Origin of the sequence: Flavobacterium chungbukense (assembly GCF_020805785.1) — a bacterium.
Lineage (GTDB): Bacteria > Bacteroidota > Bacteroidia > Flavobacteriales > Flavobacteriaceae > Flavobacterium > Flavobacterium chungbukense.
Genome location: NZ_JAJGZV010000001.1, coordinates 373,883 through 397,374, shown reverse-complemented (window position 1 = coordinate 397,374; position 23,492 = coordinate 373,883). Strand labels below are relative to the sequence as shown.

The 23,492-nt window shown below is 38.2% G+C and carries 13 protein-coding genes; 6 read left to right on the top strand and 7 right to left on the bottom strand.

Translation table 11 applies throughout. The annotated features are described in order from the left end of the window. The first annotated feature begins 229 nt into the window (after positions 1-229). The 3 genes from LL966_RS01670 to LL966_RS01660 are packed head-to-tail and all read left to right on the top strand — an operon-like array spanning position 230 to position 14,381. Positions 230-11,497: a PKD domain-containing protein gene (locus LL966_RS01670; RefSeq protein ID WP_229349581.1), complete on the top strand. Its 11,268-nt coding sequence runs from the start codon at positions 230-232 to the stop codon at positions 11,495-11,497. Positions 11,498-11,523: 26 nt separating this feature from the next. Next, a complete protein-coding gene (locus LL966_RS01665) occupies positions 11,524-12,447 on the top strand; it encodes a PorP/SprF family type IX secretion system membrane protein (RefSeq protein WP_229350872.1) in 924 nt (307 codons plus the stop codon). An 11-nt stretch (positions 12,448-12,458) separates the two neighbouring features. Beyond that, entirely contained in the window at positions 12,459-14,381 is a 1,923-nt protein-coding gene (locus LL966_RS01660) for an OmpA family protein (protein WP_229349580.1), read from the top strand. Between the two features lie 134 nt (positions 14,382-14,515). On the opposite strand, the gene LL966_RS01655 is transcribed toward LL966_RS01660, so the two are convergent. Further along, positions 14,516-14,731, bottom strand: a complete 216-nt coding sequence (locus LL966_RS01655; protein ID WP_317207120.1) for a helix-turn-helix domain-containing protein — start codon at positions 14,729-14,731, stop codon at positions 14,516-14,518. Between the two features lie 99 nt (positions 14,732-14,830). Between LL966_RS01655 and LL966_RS01650 the strand changes: the two genes are divergently transcribed. From LL966_RS01650 to LL966_RS01640, 3 genes are all read left to right on the top strand, one after another. Continuing rightward, positions 14,831-15,076 carry a ribbon-helix-helix domain-containing protein gene (locus LL966_RS01650; protein WP_229349578.1) on the top strand — a complete coding sequence of 82 codons (246 nt, stop codon included), beginning with the start codon at positions 14,831-14,833 and terminating at the stop codon, positions 15,074-15,076. After that, positions 15,069-15,347, top strand: a complete 279-nt coding sequence (locus LL966_RS01645; RefSeq protein ID WP_113679293.1) for a type II toxin-antitoxin system RelE/ParE family toxin — start codon at positions 15,069-15,071, stop codon at positions 15,345-15,347. Before LL966_RS01650 ends, LL966_RS01645 begins: the two co-directional genes overlap by 8 nt. A 496-nt stretch (positions 15,348-15,843) precedes the next feature. Next, positions 15,844-17,094: an MFS transporter gene (locus LL966_RS01640; RefSeq protein WP_229349576.1), complete on the top strand. Its 1,251-nt coding sequence runs from the start codon at positions 15,844-15,846 to the stop codon at positions 17,092-17,094. Between the two features lie 97 nt (positions 17,095-17,191). Here LL966_RS01640 and LL966_RS01635 read toward each other — a convergent pair whose 3' ends face one another. From LL966_RS01635 to LL966_RS01610, 6 genes are all read right to left on the bottom strand, one after another. After that, positions 17,192-17,932 carry a trypsin-like serine protease gene (locus LL966_RS01635; protein WP_229349574.1) on the bottom strand — a complete coding sequence of 247 codons (741 nt, stop codon included), beginning with the start codon at positions 17,930-17,932 and terminating at the stop codon, positions 17,192-17,194. A 216-nt stretch (positions 17,933-18,148) separates the two neighbouring features. After that, positions 18,149-18,526 carry a putative quinol monooxygenase gene (locus LL966_RS01630; RefSeq protein WP_229349573.1) on the bottom strand — a complete coding sequence of 126 codons (378 nt, stop codon included), beginning with the start codon at positions 18,524-18,526 and terminating at the stop codon, positions 18,149-18,151. A gap of 6 nt (positions 18,527-18,532) precedes the next feature. Beyond that, positions 18,533-19,552, bottom strand: a complete 1,020-nt coding sequence (locus tag LL966_RS01625) for a VOC family protein (RefSeq protein WP_229349571.1) — start codon at positions 19,550-19,552, stop codon at positions 18,533-18,535. Between the two features lie 49 nt (positions 19,553-19,601). Beyond that, entirely contained in the window at positions 19,602-20,459 is an 858-nt protein-coding gene (locus LL966_RS01620; protein WP_229349569.1) for an SDR family oxidoreductase, read from the bottom strand. Positions 20,460-20,633: 174 nt separating this feature from the next. Beyond that, complete coding sequence (locus tag LL966_RS01615; RefSeq protein WP_229349567.1) at positions 20,634-21,212, bottom strand: Crp/Fnr family transcriptional regulator; 579 nt, start codon at positions 21,210-21,212, stop codon at positions 20,634-20,636. Positions 21,213-21,335: 123 nt separating this feature from the next. After that, positions 21,336-23,492, bottom strand: coding sequence for a peptidase domain-containing ABC transporter (locus LL966_RS01610; RefSeq protein ID WP_229349565.1), 2,157 nt, complete (start codon positions 23,490-23,492; stop codon positions 21,336-21,338).

Below are 23,492 nucleotides of genomic sequence, written 5' to 3'. Positions count from 1 at the left end.
GAATTGTTCTGTCAATGCAGGTATCCTTAATGTTACGCTCTGCGAAACTGATGCGCTGGTCTTAGCTGGAAACAATCCATCACCTATTATTGGAAATGTCTTATGGACACAAATATCAGGACCTGCTGTTGTTATAAATGCTCCAAACAGTCCAACCACAACTGTAACAGGTTACACAGGAGGAAATACGTATACCTTTAGGTACAGCGCAACCTGCGGTGACGGCGTTTTGACCTATCAGGATAAAGTAGTAAATGTACAGCCAATTACTATCGCAAGCGCGGGCGGCAGCATAGCAAGCTGTCCCAATAGTACAGGAAATTTATCAATTACGGCAAATGCACCTCAAAATACTGGCGAAACAGGATATTGGGAAATAGTGGGTGCTAATAATGCCGGGGTGGTGCTTAATTTCCCAAATCTACCGACCTCAACTATAACTTTGCCCGCATCCAGCTGCGGTGTGACCACACTGCAATGGGTTATAGAAGGCCCTGAGTATGCTCCCGGGCAGCGCTGCAGAACAACATCTCAAATAACAGTCACCAATTATGGCGGGGTCACTCCTGTTTCTGCGGGACCGGATCAAACCTTAAGTAATTGTTACACTACTACACAAACTACTAATCTAAATGGAACTTACGGCGGCTGCGGTCTGAACGGACAAAATGGACAATGGTCATTTGTAAGCGGGCCAAATACTCCGACAATAGCCAGTCCAGGCTCTAATAACACACAAATTTCTAATCTTGTTCAAGGAACATATACCTTTAGATGGACTGCTGCGGGACCTTGTGCGTCTGGTAATGATTTAGTAACGATTACTGTTCCCGCTGCAACGCAGGACGTAACCACTCTTCCCGGCGGTGACGAAAATATTTTCTTTTGTGATAATACTATAACCCAAGTTACCCTTACAGCCCAAACTCCTTTATATGCAGGCGAAACTGTACAGTGGACACAAATATCCGGAGATACTGGTGCTGTAATTGCCGCGCCGTCAAATCCGACTACTTTAATTACCAATATTTCAGATTCTGGTGATCCGTATACCTTTAGATATACCCTTACCAATACCAATACGGGCTGTGTTTTTAGCAAAGATTATACTATTCAGTACAATGGCCCAACCAGAACTATAACAGCCAATAACGGTGATAATATTGCCGGGAGCTGTGACGCCACCGTATTTACAATTCCGCTGACGGTAACAGGAACAGGAGTAAATCAATACAGAATTGCGGCGGGTCCAAGCGGCTCGCCTTTAGGGCCTTTCCCAACTGCACTGCAGAATGTTGGAAATTCACTAACCCTAACCCTTACTGCACCTGGAGATTACACTGTTGAATTTGTAAGAAGTCAAAATGGATCGCTTCCTGTTGGATGTGATTTTGGTTTTGATACGATTAACATTTTTGTCTCCGGCGAGCCGACTCCCTCAAATGCAGGATCTGATGTAAATTTACCCTGCGGCGACAACTCTACGCTGCTGTCGGGTGTTTCTACTAATCAAGGCACCCACTATTGGAGCCAGCTAAGCGGTCCAAATGAAGCCTTAATAGCAGATAGTTTTGCTGTAGATACACCAGTTTCCGGACTTATTCCAGGATCTTATGTTTTTCAATATATAACAAAGGGAGGAGGCGCAGCTTGTGGTTTTTCTATTTCTACTGTAACCATACATGTATCTGCCAGTACGCTCGGGGTAACAAGCGCAGGCGCTGATGAGATTGTCTGTACAAATTCACAAGTACCGTTAAACGCTTCGCCCGCCCTAAGCGGTGAAATAGGTACATGGAGCCAGGTTTCCGGGCCAAGTACAATAACCTTTTCAAATGTAAATGATCCAAATGCTACAGCCTCGGGCTTTACTGTCACTGCATCGGCTTATGAACTGCAGTGGACGATTTCCTATCTGCATCCAGGCCCTTCCTGCAGTGCTCCTATTTCTGATACGGTACAGCTAACTACAAATGACAGAACAGCTCCCACCAATTCAGACGCCGGACCAGATGCTTGTTATCCTAACGGGACAACAACATTTAACCTTAGCGGCAATACACCGCAGCCGCAGGATTTTGGTACATGGACAGTAGTACCCGCAGCTGGAGTAACGATAGTAAATCCAGCAGATCCTAATACAGCCGTTACCGTTTCTTCTAATGGAACTTACACCTTCACATGGTCTATTGAAAACAGACTGAGACTCTGCCTGCCAAACCAGAGCAGTGTTACAGTTACTATTGCAGATACACCGCCACTAGCTAATGCTGGACCGGATCAGGAAATTTGCGGCAGCACCGTAACTATGGCTGCAGCATCCAGCCCTGGAAGTGTGGGAACCTGGACTAGAATTTCTGGTTTAGGAAATTACACTATAAGCAATATAAATGATCCCAACGCGGTTTTCACATTCAATACCAGCGGATATTATATTTTTAGATGGACTGTGAATGCTGAAGTATGCGGTGAAGCATTTGATGATATAAATTTAACTATAGGTATTCCGCCAGATCCTGCGGCCGCTGGACCAGACCAAAATGTTTGTAACAGTACCAGTGTTACCATGTCTGGAAGTGCCTACGACAGTTTTTTTGAAAGCGGACAATGGTCTGTTCTTACCGGCGCACCAAATCAGCCCAATATTGTTAATCCTTCTGATCCCAATACTGTAGTTAACGGACTGGTAACGGGTACTTATACTTTTAGATGGACTACCACTGCTAAAAACATCGTTATCTGCCCAAGTACTTTTGATGATATGATCGTTGTCGTTACACCTGGTGCAGACGCAGGATCAGATCAAAATTATTGCGATGTTACCAGTGTTCAGCTTACTGGAAATGCAAATTCAACAGGAACCTGGACTTTAACCAGTACCACTGGCAGTCCAGCTGCTGTAACTATAACACAATCGCCGCCCAACAGCTATCTTGCCAATGCAACTGTTGTTCCTGGAAACAGCTATGTTTTTACTTATACAACTACGTCTGCCGTTTTTCCTGACGGTTCTACCTGCGCTGGATCTTCAGACTCTGTTTCAATTGAAATATTTAATGGTGCCAGTGCCGCTCCTGATGCAGGCTCAGATCAAAATCTTTGTATTGATGATGTCGGCGGAATTATTACTTTACAAGGAAATACTGCTCCTGCTGATGTTTCCTCAGCAGAGTGGCGTTTTGTTCTTCAACCGACTGGAAGTGTAGCAGTAATAGACGATCCTTCTGACCCTTTGACTACTGTCTCAAATTTAACAGTACCAGGCTTATACATTTTAGAATGGGTATTTCAAAGTCCTTCCTGCAGAACATTATCAGACATTGTGCGAATAGAGATGAACGCTCCGCCAAGTACTGCTGATGCCGGGCCTGATGATACTGCTGCTTGTCAGACCAGTTATCAAACTGCTGCCGTACCTCCGGCATCAGGAATAGGAACATGGTCATTTGCGAGTCCATCAGATGATCCTTCAAACGGAGATGTCATTATTGACAGCCCAAATAGTCCCGTGACAACTTTATCTAACATTACCACCTTGGGAACTTACAGATTAACATGGACGGTAACTAATGGTCCTTTTACCAGTCCATCTCTATGCCAGCCTTCTTCAGATACTGTTGAAATCACTTTTAACGATATCCCTCCATCAGTAGCAAATGCAGGTCCTGATCAAGAAATATGCGATCTTGCAGCTACTAGTATGGATGCGGTAACAGTCACTTCTGGTGTAGGTACATGGACACAGCTTTCTGGACCAAATACAGCCAATATTGCGTCTCCAAATCTAAGCAATTCTCTTATGCTTGGACTTATACCTGGAACATATGAGTTTCTTTGGACTGTCACTACCTTAAATTCAAATGGATGTATTTCCCAGGATACTGTGCTTGTTACAATTTATGACAGTCCTTCTACAGCCGATGCAGGACCTGACCAATCAGTTCCTCAATTTACGCCAGTAAATATGAACGCTGCTGTTCCTGCAGTGGGCACTGGTACTTGGACTCAAGTTTCTGGACCAAGTACAGTTGGGTTTAATGATGCTTCGTCACCAGCTTCTGCTGTTTCCGGAACTGTTTCCGGCACTTATGTTTTACGATGGACTATCAGCAATGGTACTTGTCCTGTTTCTTCTAATGACATGACGCTGACAATAATTTCTGTTGCAGATCTTGAATTAACTAAATCGGTTCTTCCTGTTACTGGAAGCGCTGGAGATACAGTGACCTTTAATCTCCAAATTTTTAATAATAATTCGCTGGGCGGCACTGTTACTGCTACTGGTGTCGCGGTGCGAGATTATATTCCCTCTGGATATACTATTGTACCAGGCTCCGTAAACTTCGCCGGGCAATATAATGTGGGTGACAATACCATTACTTGGAACAATCTTACTATTCCGGTAGGAAGCAGATTAACATTAAGTTTTCAAGCCGTTATTAGACCCAATGGCTCTTATGTAAATAATGCTCAAATCATTGCCTCAGATCAATTTGATTCTGACAGTACTCCAAATAACAACATTGCTGCCGAAGATGATCAAGATGATGCTTCCATAATACTAGACGCAGCTGATTTGTCCTTACAAAAAACAGTCTCACCAACGGCGGTAAGTATAAATGACAATGTTATATTTACTATCAGGGTAACCAACAGCGGCCCTAATAATGCTACCGGAATAACAGTTTCAGATCAGCTGCCTGCTGGCTACACTTATGTAAGTGATAATGGAGCGGGAAAATACAATAATACGACCGGCATCTGGAACGTGGGTAATTTAAATAATGGAAACACCCTGACACTGCAAATTACCGCTAAAGTAAATGTTGCCACACCGGCCAATTACATCAATACGGCAGAAATACAAACTGCCCATCAGCGTGATCCTGACAGTACTCCGGGAAATGGATTAATAGAAGATGATCTTGCAAGAGCAAATGTTACACTGCAATCGGCAGATTTAGAACTTTCAAAAACGGTTTCACCTACCTCAGCCGCTGCAGGGCAGCAAGTTGACTTCACCATAAACGTAGTGAATCTAGGTCCTGGAAATGCGACAGGAATTGATATCAAAGATGCTATTCCTGCTGGATATACTTTAATTCCCGGATCAGTATCCAATGGCGGCGTGTATCAAACAGCTGCCGCAACATTGCAATGGAGTGAGCTGTCTTTACCTGCCGGCTCAAATATAAATTTAACTTTCAGCGCCATTGTAAATCCTTCCGGAAATTATCTCAATACTGCGCAGGTCACAGCAAGTGATCTGCCCGATCCCGACAGTACACCAAACAATAACAGCGCAGCAGAAGATGATCAGGACAATGCCGAAATCATTTTTATTGGGCCATCTGCTGATTTATCATTGATAAAAAATGTTGTGGCAGGAAACACAAGTCCAGTCGTTGGAAGCCAGATTTCTTTTGAACTTATTATTAACAACAGCGGTCCAAATAATGCTGCTGGTGTTCAAGTTACCGATTTACTGCCTTCTGGTTATCAATATTTAAATTACAGTTCGTCAGCTGGTCTTTACAACAGTACTACGGGAATTTGGAATGTTGGAACAGTTGATAGTGGAGTTTCAGAATCTCTGATTCTGGATGTAAGAGTACTTCCAACAGGAGATTATTTGAATATTGCGCAGGTTACGTCCAGTAATCTTCCAGATCCTGATAGTGCACCTAATAATGATGATGGAGATCAAAGCGAAGATGATGAAGATAATGCTGTTACAACTCCTATTCCGGCGTCCGCTGACTTATCTCTAACTAAATCTGTCAGCAGCACCACTCCACTTGTAGGTTCAGTAGTTACTTTTACCATTATCACTACAAACAGCGGACCTCAAGATGCTTCCTTAGTAACTGTGACCGACCTACTTCCTTCGGGCTATACTTTCAGCAGTTTTAATGCAACGAGTGGCACTTATGACAGTACAACTGGTTTATGGTCATTGGATATTCTTAAAAACAGTGAATCAGAAACATTACAAATAAACGCAATGGTAAATCCGACTGGAAATTATATCAATACAGCAGAAGTTACCAGCAACGATACACCCGACCCAGATTCAACTCCAAATAACAGCGTAACAACCGAAGACGATTATGATTCCGCTGTAACAACGCCAATTATACAGTTATCTGACTTATCATTAACTAAAACAGTAAACAATCCAGCTCCGCTGATAGGTTCTCTGGTAACTTTTGAAATCGTAGTAACCAACAATGGACCTCAGGATAATAATGGAATCCAGGTTACCGATATACTTCCATCAGGATATACTTTTAACGGATTTACCCTTTCAACAGGAACTTATAATCCAACAACGGGAATATGGAATGTGGGGAATTTAGTTAATGGAGATTCAGAAACATTACAAATTACTGCTGCTGTAAACTCTTCAGGAGATTACACCAATACTGCCGAAATTACAGCAGGGAATCTTCCTGATCCTGACTCAGCTCCTAACAATGGAATAACGACAGAAGATGACTATGCAGCAGTTTCAACAGTTCCAGCTGCCGCATCTGCTGATTTATCTCTTACCAAAACAGTCAGTACTGCGGCGCCGCTTGTTGGTTCGCAGGTAACATTCAGCATACAGGTCAGCAATGCGGGACCACAGCAGGCCGATGGTGTTACTGTTACAGATTTACTTCCTTCTGGATACACCTATGTATCCTATAATGCTACAACAGGAAGTTATGATACGCTGACAGGCCTTTGGACAGTTGGAAATATGCCTGTATCCGATTCTTATACTTTGCAGATAACAGCTGTGGTTAATGCATCTGGAAATTACACCAATACAGCGGAAATTACAGCAAGCAGTCAGCCTGATCCTGATTCGGCTCCAAATAATGGAATAACAACAGAAGATGATTTTGCCCAGGCAGCAGTCATTCCAACAGCTCTGGCATCTGATTTATCATTAACTAAAACAGTAAATAATCCAACTCCACTAGTGGGTTCTCTGGTGACTTTTGAAGTTGTCGTAACCAATAATGGACCACAGGATACTGCTGGTGTAACGGTAACAGATCTACTTCCAGATGGCTATACCTACTCTAATTTCGCTGTTTCTACAGGTACTTATAATCCCGTAACCGGATTATGGAATGTGGGTAATCTAATCAATGGAAAATCAGAAACACTGCAAATTACAGCGGTTGTCAATGCAGCAGGTAATTACACCAACAGTGCAGAAATAACTTCAAGCACTATTGCTGACCCTGACTCCACTCCTAACAATGGAATAACAGCAGAAGATGACTATGCAGCAGTTACAACAGTTCCTGCTGCCGCATCTGCTGATTTATCCCTTACCAAAATAGTCAGTACTGCAGCGCCGCTTGTTGGTTCTCAGGTAACATTCAGCATACAAGTCAGTAATGCGGGACCACAGCAGGCAGACGGTGTTACTGTTACAGATTTACTTCCTTCTGGATATACTTATGTATCCTATAATACGACAACAGGAAGTTATAATTCGTTAACAGGGCTTTGGACAGTTGGAAATATGCCTGTATCCGATTCTTATACTTTACAGATAACAGCGTTAGTTAATGCATCTGGGAATTACACCAATACTGCCGAAATTACAGCAAGCAGCCAGCCTGATCCTGATTCGACTCCAAATAATGGAATTACAACCGAAGATGACTATGCCCAGGCAACTGTCATCCCAACAGCTTTAACATCTGATTTATCATTAACTAAAACAGTAAATACTACGGCACCGCTTGTTGGTTCTCTGGTAACTTTCGAAGTTGTGGTAACCAACAATGGACCAAATGATAATACTGGTGTTCAGGTAACCGATTTACTTCCATCAGGGTATATTTTTAGCAGTTTTACCCTTTCAACTGGAACTTACAATTCAACTACCGGACTTTGGAATATTGGTAATTTAGTAAATGGAGAATCGGAAACACTGCAGATCACCGCTGCTCTAAATAATACAGGAGATTATATAAATAGAGCCGAAATAAGCGCCGCAGCTCTTCCTGATCCCGATTCAACTCCTAACAATGGAATTACAACAGAAGATGATTATGCCCAGGCAGCAGTCATCCCAACAGCTTTAACATCTGATTTGTCATTAACTAAAACAGTAAACAATCCAACTCCATTGGCTGGTTCTCTAGTAACTTTTGAAGTTGTCGTAACCAACAATGGACCAAATGATAATACTGGCGTTCAGATAACCGATTTACTTCCATCAGGGTATACTTTTAGCAGTTTTACCCTTTCAACTGGAACTTACAATTCAACTAACGGACTTTGGAATATCGGTAATTTAGTAAATGGAAAATCGGAAACACTGCAGATTACTGCCACTGTAAATAGTACGGGAGATTATATAAATACAGCCGAGGTAAGCGCAGCAACTCTGCCTGATCCGGATTCAACTCCAAATAACGCAGTAACAACAGAAGATGATTATGCCGAGGCAGCCACAACACCAACCAATCAGGCATCAGATTTATCTTTAACTAAAACAGTAAGCAGCGCAGCGCCTTTAGTGGGTTCGCCAGTTACTTTTGAAGTTGTGGTGACAAATAATGGACCGCAGGATAATACAAACGTTCAGATTACGGATCTGCTTCCAAATGGATATTCTTTTAACGGATTTACAGTTTCTACCGGAACTTATAATCCAGCAACGGGAATATGGAATGTTGGAAATTTAGCAAATGGAAAATCAGAAACGCTGCAGATAATTTCAACTGTAAATCTTACCGGCAATTATTTAAATGTCGCCGAGATTACGTCAGCTGGGCTTCCTGATCCGGATTCAACTCCAAATAACGCAGTAACGACAGAAGACGATTATGCGAGTGTTGTTACTTCTCCAATTATTCAAGCAGCTGATTTATCTTTGACTAAAACGGTAAATAATGCAGCTCCATTAATAGGTTCGCAAGTCACTTTTGAAGTTGTAATAACCAATAACGGTCCGCAAAATAGTTCTGGCGTTCAGGTAAGAGATTTACTTCCTACTGGATATACTTATAATAACTTCAGTTCTACAAAAGGAACTTATAATCCGATAACAGGAATATGGAATATTGGCTCTTTAGTAAATGGAGATTCTCAAACCCTGCAGGTAACAGCAGTTGTAAATGCTTCCGGCAATTATACTAATGCAGCAGAGGTAATAACCAGTAGTCTTCCTGATCCAGATTCAACACCAAATAACGGAGTTATTACTGAAGATGATTATGCGGCGGCCACTACTGCTCCAACTGCTCCTATGGCTGATTTATCTCTTACTAAAGCAATAGTCGGCGGTAATTTAAATCCAATATTTGGAGCAACAGTTACTTTCGAAATTACAGTAAAAAATGATGGTCCGCAGGCTGCAACTGGAGTACGTGTAATGGATCTGCTTCCAAGCGGATACGAATATATTGTATACAGCTCAACGGCCGGCCAATATTTCAATACAACGGGAATGTGGAATATCGGAACCATTCAAAATGGAGATTCAGAATCTTTATTAATTGCTGCAAAAATAAACACTAAAGGCAATTATAATAATATCGCTGAGGTGTATGCTTCAAACGAATTAGATCCTGACAGTACTCCAAACAACAATGCCGGCGGAGAAGATGACATCAATTCTGTACTTTTAGCACCTGTTCCGGCTGTTGCGGATCTTTCGATAGAGAAAAAAGTGCTGAATAATAATCTTACCCCAAATGCAGGATCGCAAATTTCATTTTCTATTACCGTAACTAATTCCGGCCCCAGCACAGCAACCGGAATAATTGTTAAGGATATTCTGCCGTCTGGATATGATTATGAATTCTATAATTCTACTTCAGGAGCTTACGATCGTACAACCGGACTTTGGAATGCGGGGGTTATTTTACCCGGAAACAGCCATACTTTATTGATAAATGCTTTTGTAAAAAATCCGACCGGACAGGCAGATGAGTACCTCAATACCGCAGAAATAATGACTTCAGACCAGTTTGATCCTGATAGTACTCCCGGTAACGGCATCACAACTGAGGATGATTACGACAGCATATCAGTAACGCCTGTAATTGTTACGGCCGATTTATCTATTAGTAAAACAGTCCTCTCAGGTAATGCTGTTCAGGATGTTGGCTCAACTGTTATTTTTACTGTTACCGTTACTAATTCCGGGCCCGGAGATGCCAGCGGGGTTGTTGTTAAAGATTTACTGCCGGCAGGATTTACTTATTTAACAAGCAGTCCAACAAGCGGCCTTTATAACTATATAACTGGAATTTGGAATACAGGAAATGTTGTAAATGGTGCTACACAATCTTTGGATATTTACACCAGAGTAAATCCTCCATCAGGAGTTACTGGCGAATATACAAACACAACCGAAATTACAGCCAGTAATCTTCCCGATCCTGATTCGACACCAAACAATGGTGTCACTACTGAAGATGATTATGATAGTCTTCTCATTAATGTTGCAGTTGCCGATTTAAGTTTAGACAAAACAGCCAGCAATAAAAATGCGAATGTAGATGAAGTCATAACTTTTACCCTTCAGCTCAATAATGCAGGCCCAGCTGCGGCAAGTGGAGTTGCGGTTGAGGATATTATTCCGCTGGGATATCATTCGATTTCCAGCATTAATAATGGGGGAATATTTAGCAGCAATACCATAAAATGGGTAGATCTAACGGTTCCTGTGGGCGGTATTACATTAAGTTATCAAGCAACTGTTTCAAGCCCGAATGGCCTGGACAGCTACGATTATCTTAACACTGCTCAGGTAACTGCAACCAATCATTTTGATCCTGACAGTAAGCCTGATAATGATAATGGTGATCAGAGTGAAGATGACGAAGATTCGGAATTTATCAACATTCCGTCAACCGATATTGCCATAAATAAAGAAGTCGACAAAACTGATGTTCCAATGAACAGCGAAGTCAATTTTACAATAACAGCTGAAAATCTCGGAAATCTAACGGCAACAAATGTGGAGATACGTGATATTCTTCCCAAAGGATATGCTCTGAACAGCTTCACTGTGACTTCTGGAACTTATAACAGTTCGACTGGAATCTGGGCTGTTCCGAGTGTATTGCCTAAAGGTTCACAAATATTGACTATCAATGCCAAAGTACTGGATGTGAATGACTATATCAATACCGCCCGTCTTGTAAAAATGGACCAATTAGACACCAATTCATCCAACAATGAAGACAGTGCCACAATTGCTCCAAGCTGTCTGAAAATTTACAACGAGTTTTCACCAAATGACGACGGACAGAACGATACTTTCTATATCGATTGTATTACGCAGTATCCGGATAATCAGTTAGAAATATTCAATCGCTGGGGCAATTTAGTTTATTTCAAAAAAGGGTATGATAATACATGGGATGGAAAGGCTGACGGATCTGCCAAAACACTTCCCGAAGGCACGTATTTCTATATCCTTGATTTAGGAGACGGTTCTCCAAAAACATCAGGATGGCTTTATTTAAAATAACAGAATAACCAAAATAATAATTGGCTATGATTCAAAATATAAAAAAGATTTTCACCGCAATTACCATGCTTTCTGTATGCAGCGCTCTTGCACAGCAGGATCCGCAGTACACACAGTATATGTATAATACGCTGAGTGTTAACTCTGCGTATGCTGGCTCTTTGGGACATCTGGCCATAACAGGAATATATAGAACACAGTGGGTCGGGCTTGAAGGAGCTCCCAGTACGCAGTCCTTTACACTCGACACGCCCATCGGTAAAAATGTTGGTCTGGGCTTGTCTGTGGTAAGTGAAGAAATCGGCCCTTCTGAAGAGCAGTATATCGATGCTAATTTTTCTTATACAATTCAATCAGGCCAGACTCATAAATTGTCTTTTGGTATCAAAGGCGGAGGAAGAGTTATCAATATCGACTGGACAAAAGGCAGTTACAGAGATCCTGATGTTCAGTTTCGTGAAAACATTACCAATAAATTTCTTCCTGTCGTGGGAGCTGGTTTGTACTGGCATGGCGAAAGGGATTATATTGGTTTGGCCGTGCCGAATTTTATGACCAAGGAGCGGTACGATTATGATGATATTGCCGAAGATCTGATGAATGAACGCATACATGTCTATCTTATTGGAGGAATTGTTTTTGACCTCTCGGCTCATACAAAATTTAAACCCGCTGTTTTACTTAAATATGTTTCGGGTGCGCCTTTAATTGCAGATTTATCGGCTAATTTTATGTTCAATAACGCTGTCAGTCTAGGTGTTGCTTATCGTACATCGGATTCTGTAAGCGGGCTGGCCTCTATACAAATAACACCTCAGTTTAATGTGGGGTATTCTTATGATTATACCACAACAGAACTTCAAAACTATAATAGCGGCACACACGAAATTATGCTCCGTTTTGAATTAGTATCACGCAAAAAAGGCCTAAAATCTCCAAGATTCTTTTAATACTATCGCTTATGAAAAGAAGAATTATAATACTTGTACTGCTGGCGATGCAAATAGTTTATTCGCAGACTAAGAACAAAACCGCCGATGCCCTGTTTGATAAAATGTATTATATCGAGGCTGCCAAATCGTATGAATTGTCGGTAAAAAATGGAGATGCTTCTAAAGAGACACTGCAGCGCCTTGGAGATGCGCATTATTTTAATACACAGATGCAGAGAGCAAGTGAATGGTACAAAAAATTACTTGAAGAATATCCAGATGAAGTTTCGGCAGAATATTATTTTCGTTATGCACAATCCCTGCAGGGAATTCAGAATTATGAACTGGCAAAAAAATGGATGAAAAGCTTTTCAGAAAAACAAAAATCTACGGATTCAAGAGCTGAAAACTTCTCGCTTAAAACGGTAACTATTGAAGATATAAAAAAAATAAAACCACAATTTTTACTTGAAAATCTCGATATCAATTCAGCTTATTCAGATTTTGGACCAATGTTTTACAAAGGCGATTTAGTCTATTCTACAACAATTGATTCTTCTTATTTAAAAACAGCAAAATACGGATGGAACGATCAGCCGTACCTGAACATGCAGCGCGGAAAAATAAGTCCGGCACAAAGCAATGTTACTTTTAAAGAACGTTTTGGAAAAGAAATTACTACCCAGTATCATGAAGCCTGCGTTGCCTTTTCAGCAGATGAAAACACCATTTATTTTACCCGAAATAATTATAACGGAAAACTTAAAAGAGACAGCAAAGGGGTTAATAATTTAAAGATTTATTCGGCAAAAGCTGTAGAAAATAATGGAACCGTTCGTTGGGAAAACATTCAGGAACTTCCCTTTAACAGTGACAATTATTCCGTTGGGCAGCCTTCTGTGAGCAAAGACGGGAAAAAACTCTATTTTGTTTCAGACATGCCCGGGACAATTGGCTCAACCGATATTTTTGTTGTTGATATTCTAGGTGAAGATCAATATTCCAATCCGAAGAATTTAGGAGAAAAAATCAATACAAGCGGACGCGAAATGTTTCCCTATATAACCGATAAAGCTCTTTATTTTGCCTCTGACGGATTTTTGGGACTCGGCGGACTTGACGTTTTTGAAAGCAGATTAAATGACGGAATCTTTGATTCTCCAAATAATCTAGGCGCTCCTTTAAACAGCAGTATGGACGATTTTGGCTATATTGTAAATGAGCAGAGCAATAAAGGCTTTGTTTGTTCCAACCGAAAAACGGGCAAAGGTGACGATGATATTTATTCTTTTGAGAGAAGCTGTACACAATCTATTGAAGGTTATGTTTTTGATGCCATTTCTAATGCTAAAATTCCCGGAGCTATTGTCGCTCTTAAAAGTAACAATCAAGAAATAGAAGAAACCGTTTCAAAAATGGATGGAAAATTTGAATTTACGGAAAATATTCTTTGTGGCACGCCTTACACCATAGAAGCTTCAAAAGAAAATTATACTCCAAGTTCAAAAGCTATTAGTACTTCCGAAAATTCCGGAATATCCGAAGTTCCTATTGGGCTTGACCCGGCTCTTGTAGAGCGCAGAGATGGCATTTTAAAGATCAAAATCGGCATTATATTCTTTGATCTGGACAAATCTGATATTCGTTACGATGCCGCAATTGAATTGAACAAAGTAGTCTTATTAATGACGCAGTATAGCAGCGTGGTCATTAAAATCGAATCTCATACCGATTCCAGAGCCGATGACCAATACAATCTTGAACTCTCAGACCGAAGAGCCAAAGCAACCAGAGATTATATTATTTCGCAGGGAATCACACCCGAAAGAATAGAAAGCGCCATTGGTTACGGAGAAACGCAGCTGATTAACAATTGCGCCAATGGTGTTCCCTGTACAGATACACAACATCAAATGAACAGACGTAGTGAATTTATCATTACAAAAATGTAAAACTCTTTTTGCAATACCAATTAAATATATCTTATAAAATATTTGTATTTATATATCAATGCTTTTCATAGAATTAATTACACTTTCAAAGTGTACCAATTTTTCTTTAAACAAACGCTTAATTTAAGCATGCATTATAAATTATTGAATCTATTTTGAGAAAACCCGAACTCATAAGCTATTTCGTTAACTGATTTACCACGTTTAAATATTTTTTCTTTTGCTAAATCTAAAATTTTCAACTGTATGTATTCGAGGGGAGTTTTACCAGTTTCTTTTTTCACCAAGTCTCCGAAGTAGTTGGCGGAAAGATTAAACTGATCTGCATGGAGTTGATACCTTTTTTGCAAGTAAAAGCTAAAGCGGTTTTTGTATTTAAGTTTTTTAGCGAATCTCTTTCTATTTTCAAAATTTTGGTGTAAATTTACACCAAAATAATTTTTATCTTTATGACACGACAAAGTATATCATTAACTGCTCCTAATGAAGAATGGTTAAAAAATCAGGTTAATGCAGAAGAGTTTAGCAGTAAAAGTGAAGCCATTAACTTTTTAATAAAAAAAGCACGTTCACAAGAAGAGTTTTATGACTTTGTAAGAGCTAAATTAGATAGGGGAGAAAAAAGCGGTTTTGTAAAAAAACAAACTAAAGAAGAAATGTTAGCGGAGTTTAAAAAGGATTTAGGAAATGTATAGCTATTATTTAAGTAGCGAAGCCAAAGAAGATTTAAAAAGAATTTATTACTATGGTGTCGGTAAGTTCGGAATGGATCAGGCCGATCACTATTTCAATATGTTTTACGATTGTTTTGACAAAATAGAACAAAATCCATTATTATTTCCATCTGCCGACCACATCAAAAAAGGATATCGTTATTGTGTTTGCGGTGTCGATACTATTTACTACCGAATAAATGGAGATGAGCGAATAGAGATTATTACCATTATTGGGAGGCAAGACTTTTAGATCTTTAGTTGGCACCTTTTTTCCAACAAGAAGATAAGTAATTTTCAAAAGACTTTCCATCTGAGAAGCATCTAAATTTAAATTTATCAATAATAAAAAATATTTGTATCTTTACAATCAAATTACCCAGAATAATATCACTGAATATCAATTAGTTAAATATTAAAAAAGCGACAATTAAAGTTCGGGTGCAGAATCGGTGCACTTAGGTTTAAGACATCATAAAAACGTAGCATAGATGCGGGTTTGAGCGGTATAGTTCGAATCCTGCTCTCCCCACAAAAAATGTGGTAAAACCTGCAAATCCTAAGATTTGCAGGTTTTTTTATTTTATACTGCTTTTCATTTCTTTTTAAACTGAAAAAAATCTCAGTGGTAAAATTTGGATAAATGAAGTCGCGTTACGAATATATTAAACAAACCTACATCATCGAAAAACAATTCTTTCCTGTTGCGTTTGAATTCGTATATTCGGCCTTTATTTTGAAAAAAGAGAATGATTGCAAAATTGAATGAAAAAAAATCCTATCCATGGATTGTTGTTGGCTTGCTATGGTTTGTTGCTTTATTGAATTATTTAGATCGACAAATGCTCTCCACTATGAAATCAGCGATGATGGATGACATTCCTGAATTGGCTAAAGCTGAAAATTTCGGTCTTTTGATGGCTGTTTTCCTTTGGATTTATGCGCTTATGAGCCCTGTTTCCGGAATTATTGCGGATCGTTTTAATCGTAAAAGAATTATCATAGGAAGTCTTTTTATTTGGTCTGGGGTGACTATGGCGATGGGTTATGCCTCAACTTTCAATCAGATTTATATTTTGCGTGGCATTATGGGCTTTAGCGAAGCCTTTTATATTCCGGCTGCCTTATCTTTAATTGCAGATTATCATCAGGAAAAAACACGCTCTTTTGCAATTGCAATTCATACCACCGGAATTTATTTAGGACAAGCACTCGGTGGTTTTGGAGCCACTATTTCTAAGTATTTTTCCTGGCATTTCAGCTTTCACTCCGTAGGTTTATTCGGTGTGCTTTACAGTTTGATTCTAATATTTTTTATACAAGAAAAGAAAAGTTATTTCTTAGATTCCACCAAAAAATCATCTGTTAGAAATGAATTCAAACAAATGTTCAAAGGATTGGGAATATTATTCGGTAATATCTCCTTTTGGGTTTTGCTGTTTTATTTCTCTGCACCAAGTTTACCAGGCTGGGCCGCCAAAAACTGGTTACCCACCTTATTTACTGAAACTTTACATTTAGATATGTCTCTAGCAGGACCAATTGCAACGGTAACCATTTCGATGTCTTCCTTTTTTGGCGTTTTAATTGGAGGTGCCATTTCAGACAGATGGGTAATGAAACATCTTAAAGGAAGAATCTACACCAGCGCTATTGGTTTGTTTCTTACCATTCCAGCATTGTTTTTATTTGGCTATTGCTGTGACATAACCGCTATAGTTTTTGGCGCTGTCCTTTTTGGACTTGGATTTGGAATATACGACACCAACAATATGCCGATTCTTTGCCAATTTGTTGCTCCCCGTTACAGGGCTACGGGATACGGAATTATGAATTTTGCAGGTATTTCAGCCGGAGCTGTTATTACAGAGTTTTTAGGAAAAGCCGCTGATAATGGAGGAATGAGACATGTTTTTGTACTACTGTTATTTGTAGTGGTTACTGCCATCGTTTTACAGCTGGTGAGCCTGCATCCAAAAACTATTGATATGACTGATTAGAATGGAGCTATGGGGTTTGAATATAAAAAAGAGATTGTCATTTTTTAATTTACAAAAAAATACTTTTCGCTCTAACCGCTTTTACAAGACAGACTTGCTATTTATCATGCTTTCTATTTTCAATAAAAGTTAATAAATTCGTTACTGAGCATGGAGAAAAAAACTTTTTATTTGAATCTGGATCAACTGTCCCATTTGAGACAATCCCAACAAGTAAACCATTTTCATCGACTAATGGAGCCCCGCTAAGTCCTCCGAGTTTCTCAGGCACCAGAATATCTTTTAATAAAATGCGGTTTTTAATTGTTTTATAATATTCAAATTCATATACCCTTTGAGGTCCATTTTCCATCGTTCTGGTCCATCCCACAACATAGAATTTTTCTCCCTGAATTAAAGGAGTGCTTCTTATTTCCAACGGTATAATACCAGAAGAGTTTTGCTTTATGGAAAATACCAGCCAGTCATTATCATAAGTAGACTTAGCTTCCAATAACTCGGACTTGTCTTCATTTAATAATTGATCACAAATTACAACTTCGGACTTATTGTTTAATGGGTACAAGGCCCAATTTTTAATATAGCTTTCCAACGACAGGCTTTTCATCCCCTCGGGCTTAATAATCTTAAGTATATGTTTTGCCGTTACAGCAAATGTTTCATTATTATATTTTATGAGAAAACCGCAGCTGAATTTTGGCTGGTCATATTTCGGGTTTACAAATTCGATTCTGTTTACCAGAGCAATTTCTTTAAATACTTTATTTGAAGAAATCTCCTGTCCACAACAACCTGCTGTCCACAAAATCGCAATAACAGAAAAAAGATTAAATTTCATAATACCACCAAATTTAGAGTTCACTATCAGCCAATGCAAAAGCTTCCCTTTCGTTTATGCTGCGTTTCAAATATAGAAAAACAATTGTTATAAAAGACAAAAGAGATTCACGCATATGTGCTTATTGTCATTAGATTATAATCAATATTTTTAAAAAAAAATGATAAAACCTGCAAATCCTGAGATTTGCAGGTTTTTATACTGCTTTCATTTTATTTAAACTTTTCCCCTAGGATCATCGATGTGCATTTTTAAAACATCATAGCGAACTCCTTCTCTGTCCAGTATCCTTACGTTTTTTACTACTGTACTTAAAGCTGTTAAAAATGTCTCGGAATTTTCATGTCGCTCATAAGCTTCATGATCTCTCCAGCCTTCTAAGAGATGAAACGTATTTTCATCTGTCAGATCCTGCGAGAAAGCATAGTAAATACAGCCTTCTAGTTTATTAGCCTCAATCATTTCCGGAATGACGGCATCTTTAAAAATCTGCCTGTCCTCTGGATGAACTTTGTAATAAGCGCTTACAGTTATTCCTGTTGTTTGTGTTTTATCGTGGTTAGTAGAAGTGCCCCTTTTAATAGTATTTTCCATTTTGTTTTATTTTTTAGTATCGACAAAAACATATAGTTTGACAACTTTCCCGTTCTCAAAAACGAAAAGATCCATTCCAGTAACGGCATCAGGTTTTTCAGCAGATCCGTGCTGCCAGTAAAGTCTAGCTGTATTATGATTCACATCAATTTTTTTGATGCGTGAAAATTTCGAATCCTTACTTTTCTTCTGAAGTCCATCTATAAATCCATTTATTTCTTTGTATCCATTGGCAACAAAATGACTATCAACCATTTCTACATCTACATCATAGACTTTTTTCATTAAATCTTCACGTTTTTGATCGTCTTTTTCATTCCAAATTGTGAGATGTGAATCGACTAAAGATTTAATTTCTGATTCAGAAATCTGATTAGAAATCGATTTACCTGCCTGTTTTTCAACTTTTTCTTTAGGAGACCAAAGAATTGTCGCCGGTTTATTCTTTTCGTATCCTTTTCCATTTGGGTAAGACACCAACTCCATTTTAGAACCCCAAGGCGTTTCAAAATAAACCCATGATTCCCCAGCTGTGTCTCCTGACGGCATTGTAAAAGGTTCGCCTAATAGTTTTACATTTTTACTTTTTAAATAATGAACAGCTGCAGTTATATCATTCACATAAAAAGCAATATGCGATGCTCCAATATCATCTGTATTTGGCTGATTTAAACTTCCTTTGTTTTCTGCATATTCAAATACTTCGATACTGGCCCCGTTTCCGGCATTTATCAATTTTATGGTAACAGCACCCGTTGCAGGATTAATGTGATTTAATTTTTTCCATTCTGCGTCAAGCGGAATTGGTCCCAATTGTGTCACGGGCGTAAATCCAAGCACATCGCTAAAAAATGTAACCGCTTTATTAAGATCTGGAACATTAATTCCAACATGATCGATTCCGACAATTCCTGGATTATTTTGCGCTGCCGTTTTTTCAGAAGCCGAAAAAAGGATTAATAAATTAAGCATTGCCGCAGCAGATGTCTGCATTTTCTTATTTGATTTTTTATATGTTGTTTTCATGATTATTTGAATGTTTTTTTATAATTATTTAATTTGTTCATTGATTGAATTAATTGGTGTAGGCTGCTAACCATTTTGCTTTAATATTGGCACGAGCTTCAATAAACTCTTTATCTGTTCCCTGCGCTATTGCGTCTAGAGGAAAACGAAGTGGTCTCTCGCCTTTTTTCATGTTTACCAATTCTAAAATACCATCGGCAATAGTTTGCGGATTCATATCAAATTGAGCCATTTTACCGAATAATGCTGTACCCAATGCATTGAATTTCTCTGTTGCTACTTCTCCATATTCCTCAATAATTTCTATTTTATCGGCATGAATACCCGCTTTTGATCCATTATTCATTTCTGTTGGATAAACTCCTGGCTGAATGCTTACGTTTTCGATTCCGTAATCTGCCAATTCATCTTGCAATCCTTCTGTAAAACTTTCTACCACAAGTTTTGAAGCGATGTACGGAACCATAAAAGGAAGTGTGTGTCCGCTTGCTCCAGTGGTAATATTAATTACAAGTCCGTTTTTTTCTTTTCTCATAGAAGGGAGCACTGCCTGATACATACGAAGTACGCTATATACGTTGACATCGAACATTTTGCGAATCTGATCAATAGAATAGCCTTCAAGAAGACCAAAACCGCTTACTGCTGCGTTATTGATCAAAACATCAATTTTACCATATTTAGTAATTACTTTTTCGATAGCTATCCTCACTGATGTGTCATCTGTAATATCGATATCTACTACTTCAATGTTTTCTATTGCTCCTAATTCTCTCGCTGCAGAGGCATTTTTATCCTTAGTGTTGCGCATTCCTGCAATTACGGAGTGGCCTGCATTTGCTAATGTTAAAGCTGTTAATTTTCCAAAGCCTGTACTTGTTCCTGTAATAAAAATTGTTTTTGACATGATTTCTAATTTCTTTAAATGTTTATAATGTGATAATGTTTGTTTCTTTTGAACATTACAAAGTTGCGTAGAATGCAAAACCTGCGCATTGATTAGAAATAAGTAAAAACTTGATCTAGATCAAGAGTTTGAAGCGGACATAAAAAAAGGAGCTTTAAAAGCTCCTGATGTAGTTTATTTCTTTGCCGTTTGTTTACGAATACGGCTTAGTGTTTCTGGTGTCATGCCTAGATATGAGGCAATCATTGTTTGAGGAATTCGCGAAGCAAAGCCTGGATATTTGCTTATAAAGTTTAAGTATTTTTCTTCAGCGGTTAAAGTTAGTGAAGCTTGAATTCTGTTTTGAGCAGCGATAAAGCTTCTTTGTAAAATAGTATTGACCATGTGATTGAAAGAAGGAATTTCTCTGCACAGCAATTCAAAATTTTCATGCGTAAAAAGTACAAGTTCTGTATCTTCAATCGCATCGATGTTGAATCTTGACGGCGCTTGCATCATTAAGCTCTCACGATCGCCTGTCCACCAATTTTCAATACTGAAACTATTTACATGTTCGCTTCCTTTATCATCAACTGTATATGTCCTTACACAGCCTTGAGTTATAAACGCATCGTACTTCCAAACATCTCCTTCCTGCAATAGATACTGTCTTTTTCGCAGTTTTTTAATAATAGCAAATGATTGAATACGTTCTGACTCAGCCGGGGTGAATTCGGCTTTTTCTTCGATATACTTTTGGAATATTTCATACATAGATTGTAAAATTATGCAAAAGGCATCTGAAGTACAAATTTTATCTCTTTCCATGAAATGTATCTTTCGAAACGATACTTTTTTTCATCGGTATGAGAGCAATTGTTTAAAAATACTTTTAAATTAGACCAAGCTCTGTTTTTTCCATAAGTCAAAATACTTTTCATTTTTTTCTAGTAACCCATGATGAGTTCCCGATTCTATAATACTACCATTCTCCATAACCATTATTTTGTCTGCATTAGCGATGGTACTTAAGCGATGAGCAATAATAATAATTGTCTTGCCTCTCTTTTTAAAATCATCTATCGTTTGTTTAACTATCTTTTCAGAACTAGAGTCAAGTGCAGAAGTAGCTTCATCCATTAATAATATTTCAGGATCTTTATACAATGCTCTCGCTATCGCAATTCTCTGCTTTTGCCCGCCTGAAAGCATAGCTCCGTTTTCGCCAACTTGTGTTTCAAAACCATTTGGCAATTTTTCTACAAACTCTGTAATTCCTAATTGTTTTGATAAATCTAATATCCTCTGAATATTTGGAAAAGAATCTCCAAGAGCTATATTTTCTATAATATTTCCCGAAAATAAATTTAGTTGCTGCGGAATAACTCCAATCAGCTGTCTTAAGCTTTTATAATGTAAAAACTGAGTATCATAATCGCCTACATAAATTTTCCCCTCTGTAAGCGGATACAAATTCTGTAATAAGGAGATCAAAGTCGTTTTTCCGCTTCCACTCTCCCCTACAATAGCCGTAGTTTCATTTTTAACAAATGTTGCATTAAAATTTTTAAAAACCTCCATTCTAGAACCATATCTAAAAGTTACATTTTCAAATTTGATATCTCCAATATCTTTCAACTGCAAATGAATTTTGTTTTCGGTTTTTTCACGTTCCAAATCCATAATTTCAAAAAGCCTGTCTGCTGCAATAAGCGCATTTTGAACGGTTTTGTTCATTCCGATTAAAGAAGCAATTGGGGAAGTAAAATATCCAATTAAGGCATAAAATGAAAATAACTCACCAGGCGTAATTGCTCGATCAATTACATATCCAGAACCTATCCACATAAGAATAACGGTAAATAAAGACGCTAGAAACTGTGTAGAAGTTCCTGAGAAAACACTGTTTAATCCTGATTTATATGTGCTAAATAGTAATTTAACAAATTTATTTTCTGTTTTAAGATTTGAAAAATCTTCAATACCGAATTCTTTAACTGTTCTTAAATGCGTGACACTTTCAACCAATTGCGTTTGAAGTTCAGCTGCATTTTCCATTATATTTCGCTCTACCTTCTTATTAAACTTATTTAAGATAAAATAAATTAATCCGTACAAAGGTATAACTGCTAAAATAATCAAAGCCAATTTCGAATAATAGGTAAACATTAAGGTAAATGAAAAAATTACAATAAAAATATTTACAATCATGTCAATTGCAACCTCATTTATAAAGGATCTAATTTTTACAGCATCATTTATTCGGGAAGTAATTTCCCCAATCTGCATGGTATCAAAAAATCGCTGAGGCAGATGAAGTAAATGCTTATAATATCCGAGAATTAATTTAGCATCGATTAGCTGACCTGTTTTCATCACAAAAATATTCTTTTGAGAGCCAATGTAAGCTTGCAATAAAATTATGCCAATCATAGAGACACTTAGTAAATTCAGCAGTTTTCTATTACCTTCTACTAAAACATAATCTGTAATCTTTTGAATGTAAATTGACATTGCCAATCCTAGAACTGTAAATATAATGGCTCCAAACAAAGCCTGCATTAAAATAGTTTTATGCGGTTGAATTAATTGCCAAAATCGAACCAATGGAGAAGTTTTTTCATTGTACGATTTAAAACTATCACTTTGAGCAAAAAGAATTAAAACACCTGACCAAATTTTCTGAAATTCCTCAAAAGTATATACTTGCATTTTTCCTAATCCAGGATCCATTACTGTAATTTTGGACAGATTTTTTTCAACCTTATAGATTACCACATAATGCTGTAATTGCTCTTTTATAATGACATGAGCAATTGCAGGTAACGGAATTTTATCTAAAGAATCTAAACCTCCCTTAACACCTTTTCCTGTTAACCCCATTTTCTCTGCGGCTTCGATAATTCCGAGTACATTTGTCCCGCGTTTGTCTGTATGTGCATACTGACGAATTCGCGCTATTGGAAGATTAACCTTGTAATGATTTCCAATAGATGCCAAACAAGCAGCACCACAATCTTTAATATCATGTTGTTTTATTTTTATTGATGCCAT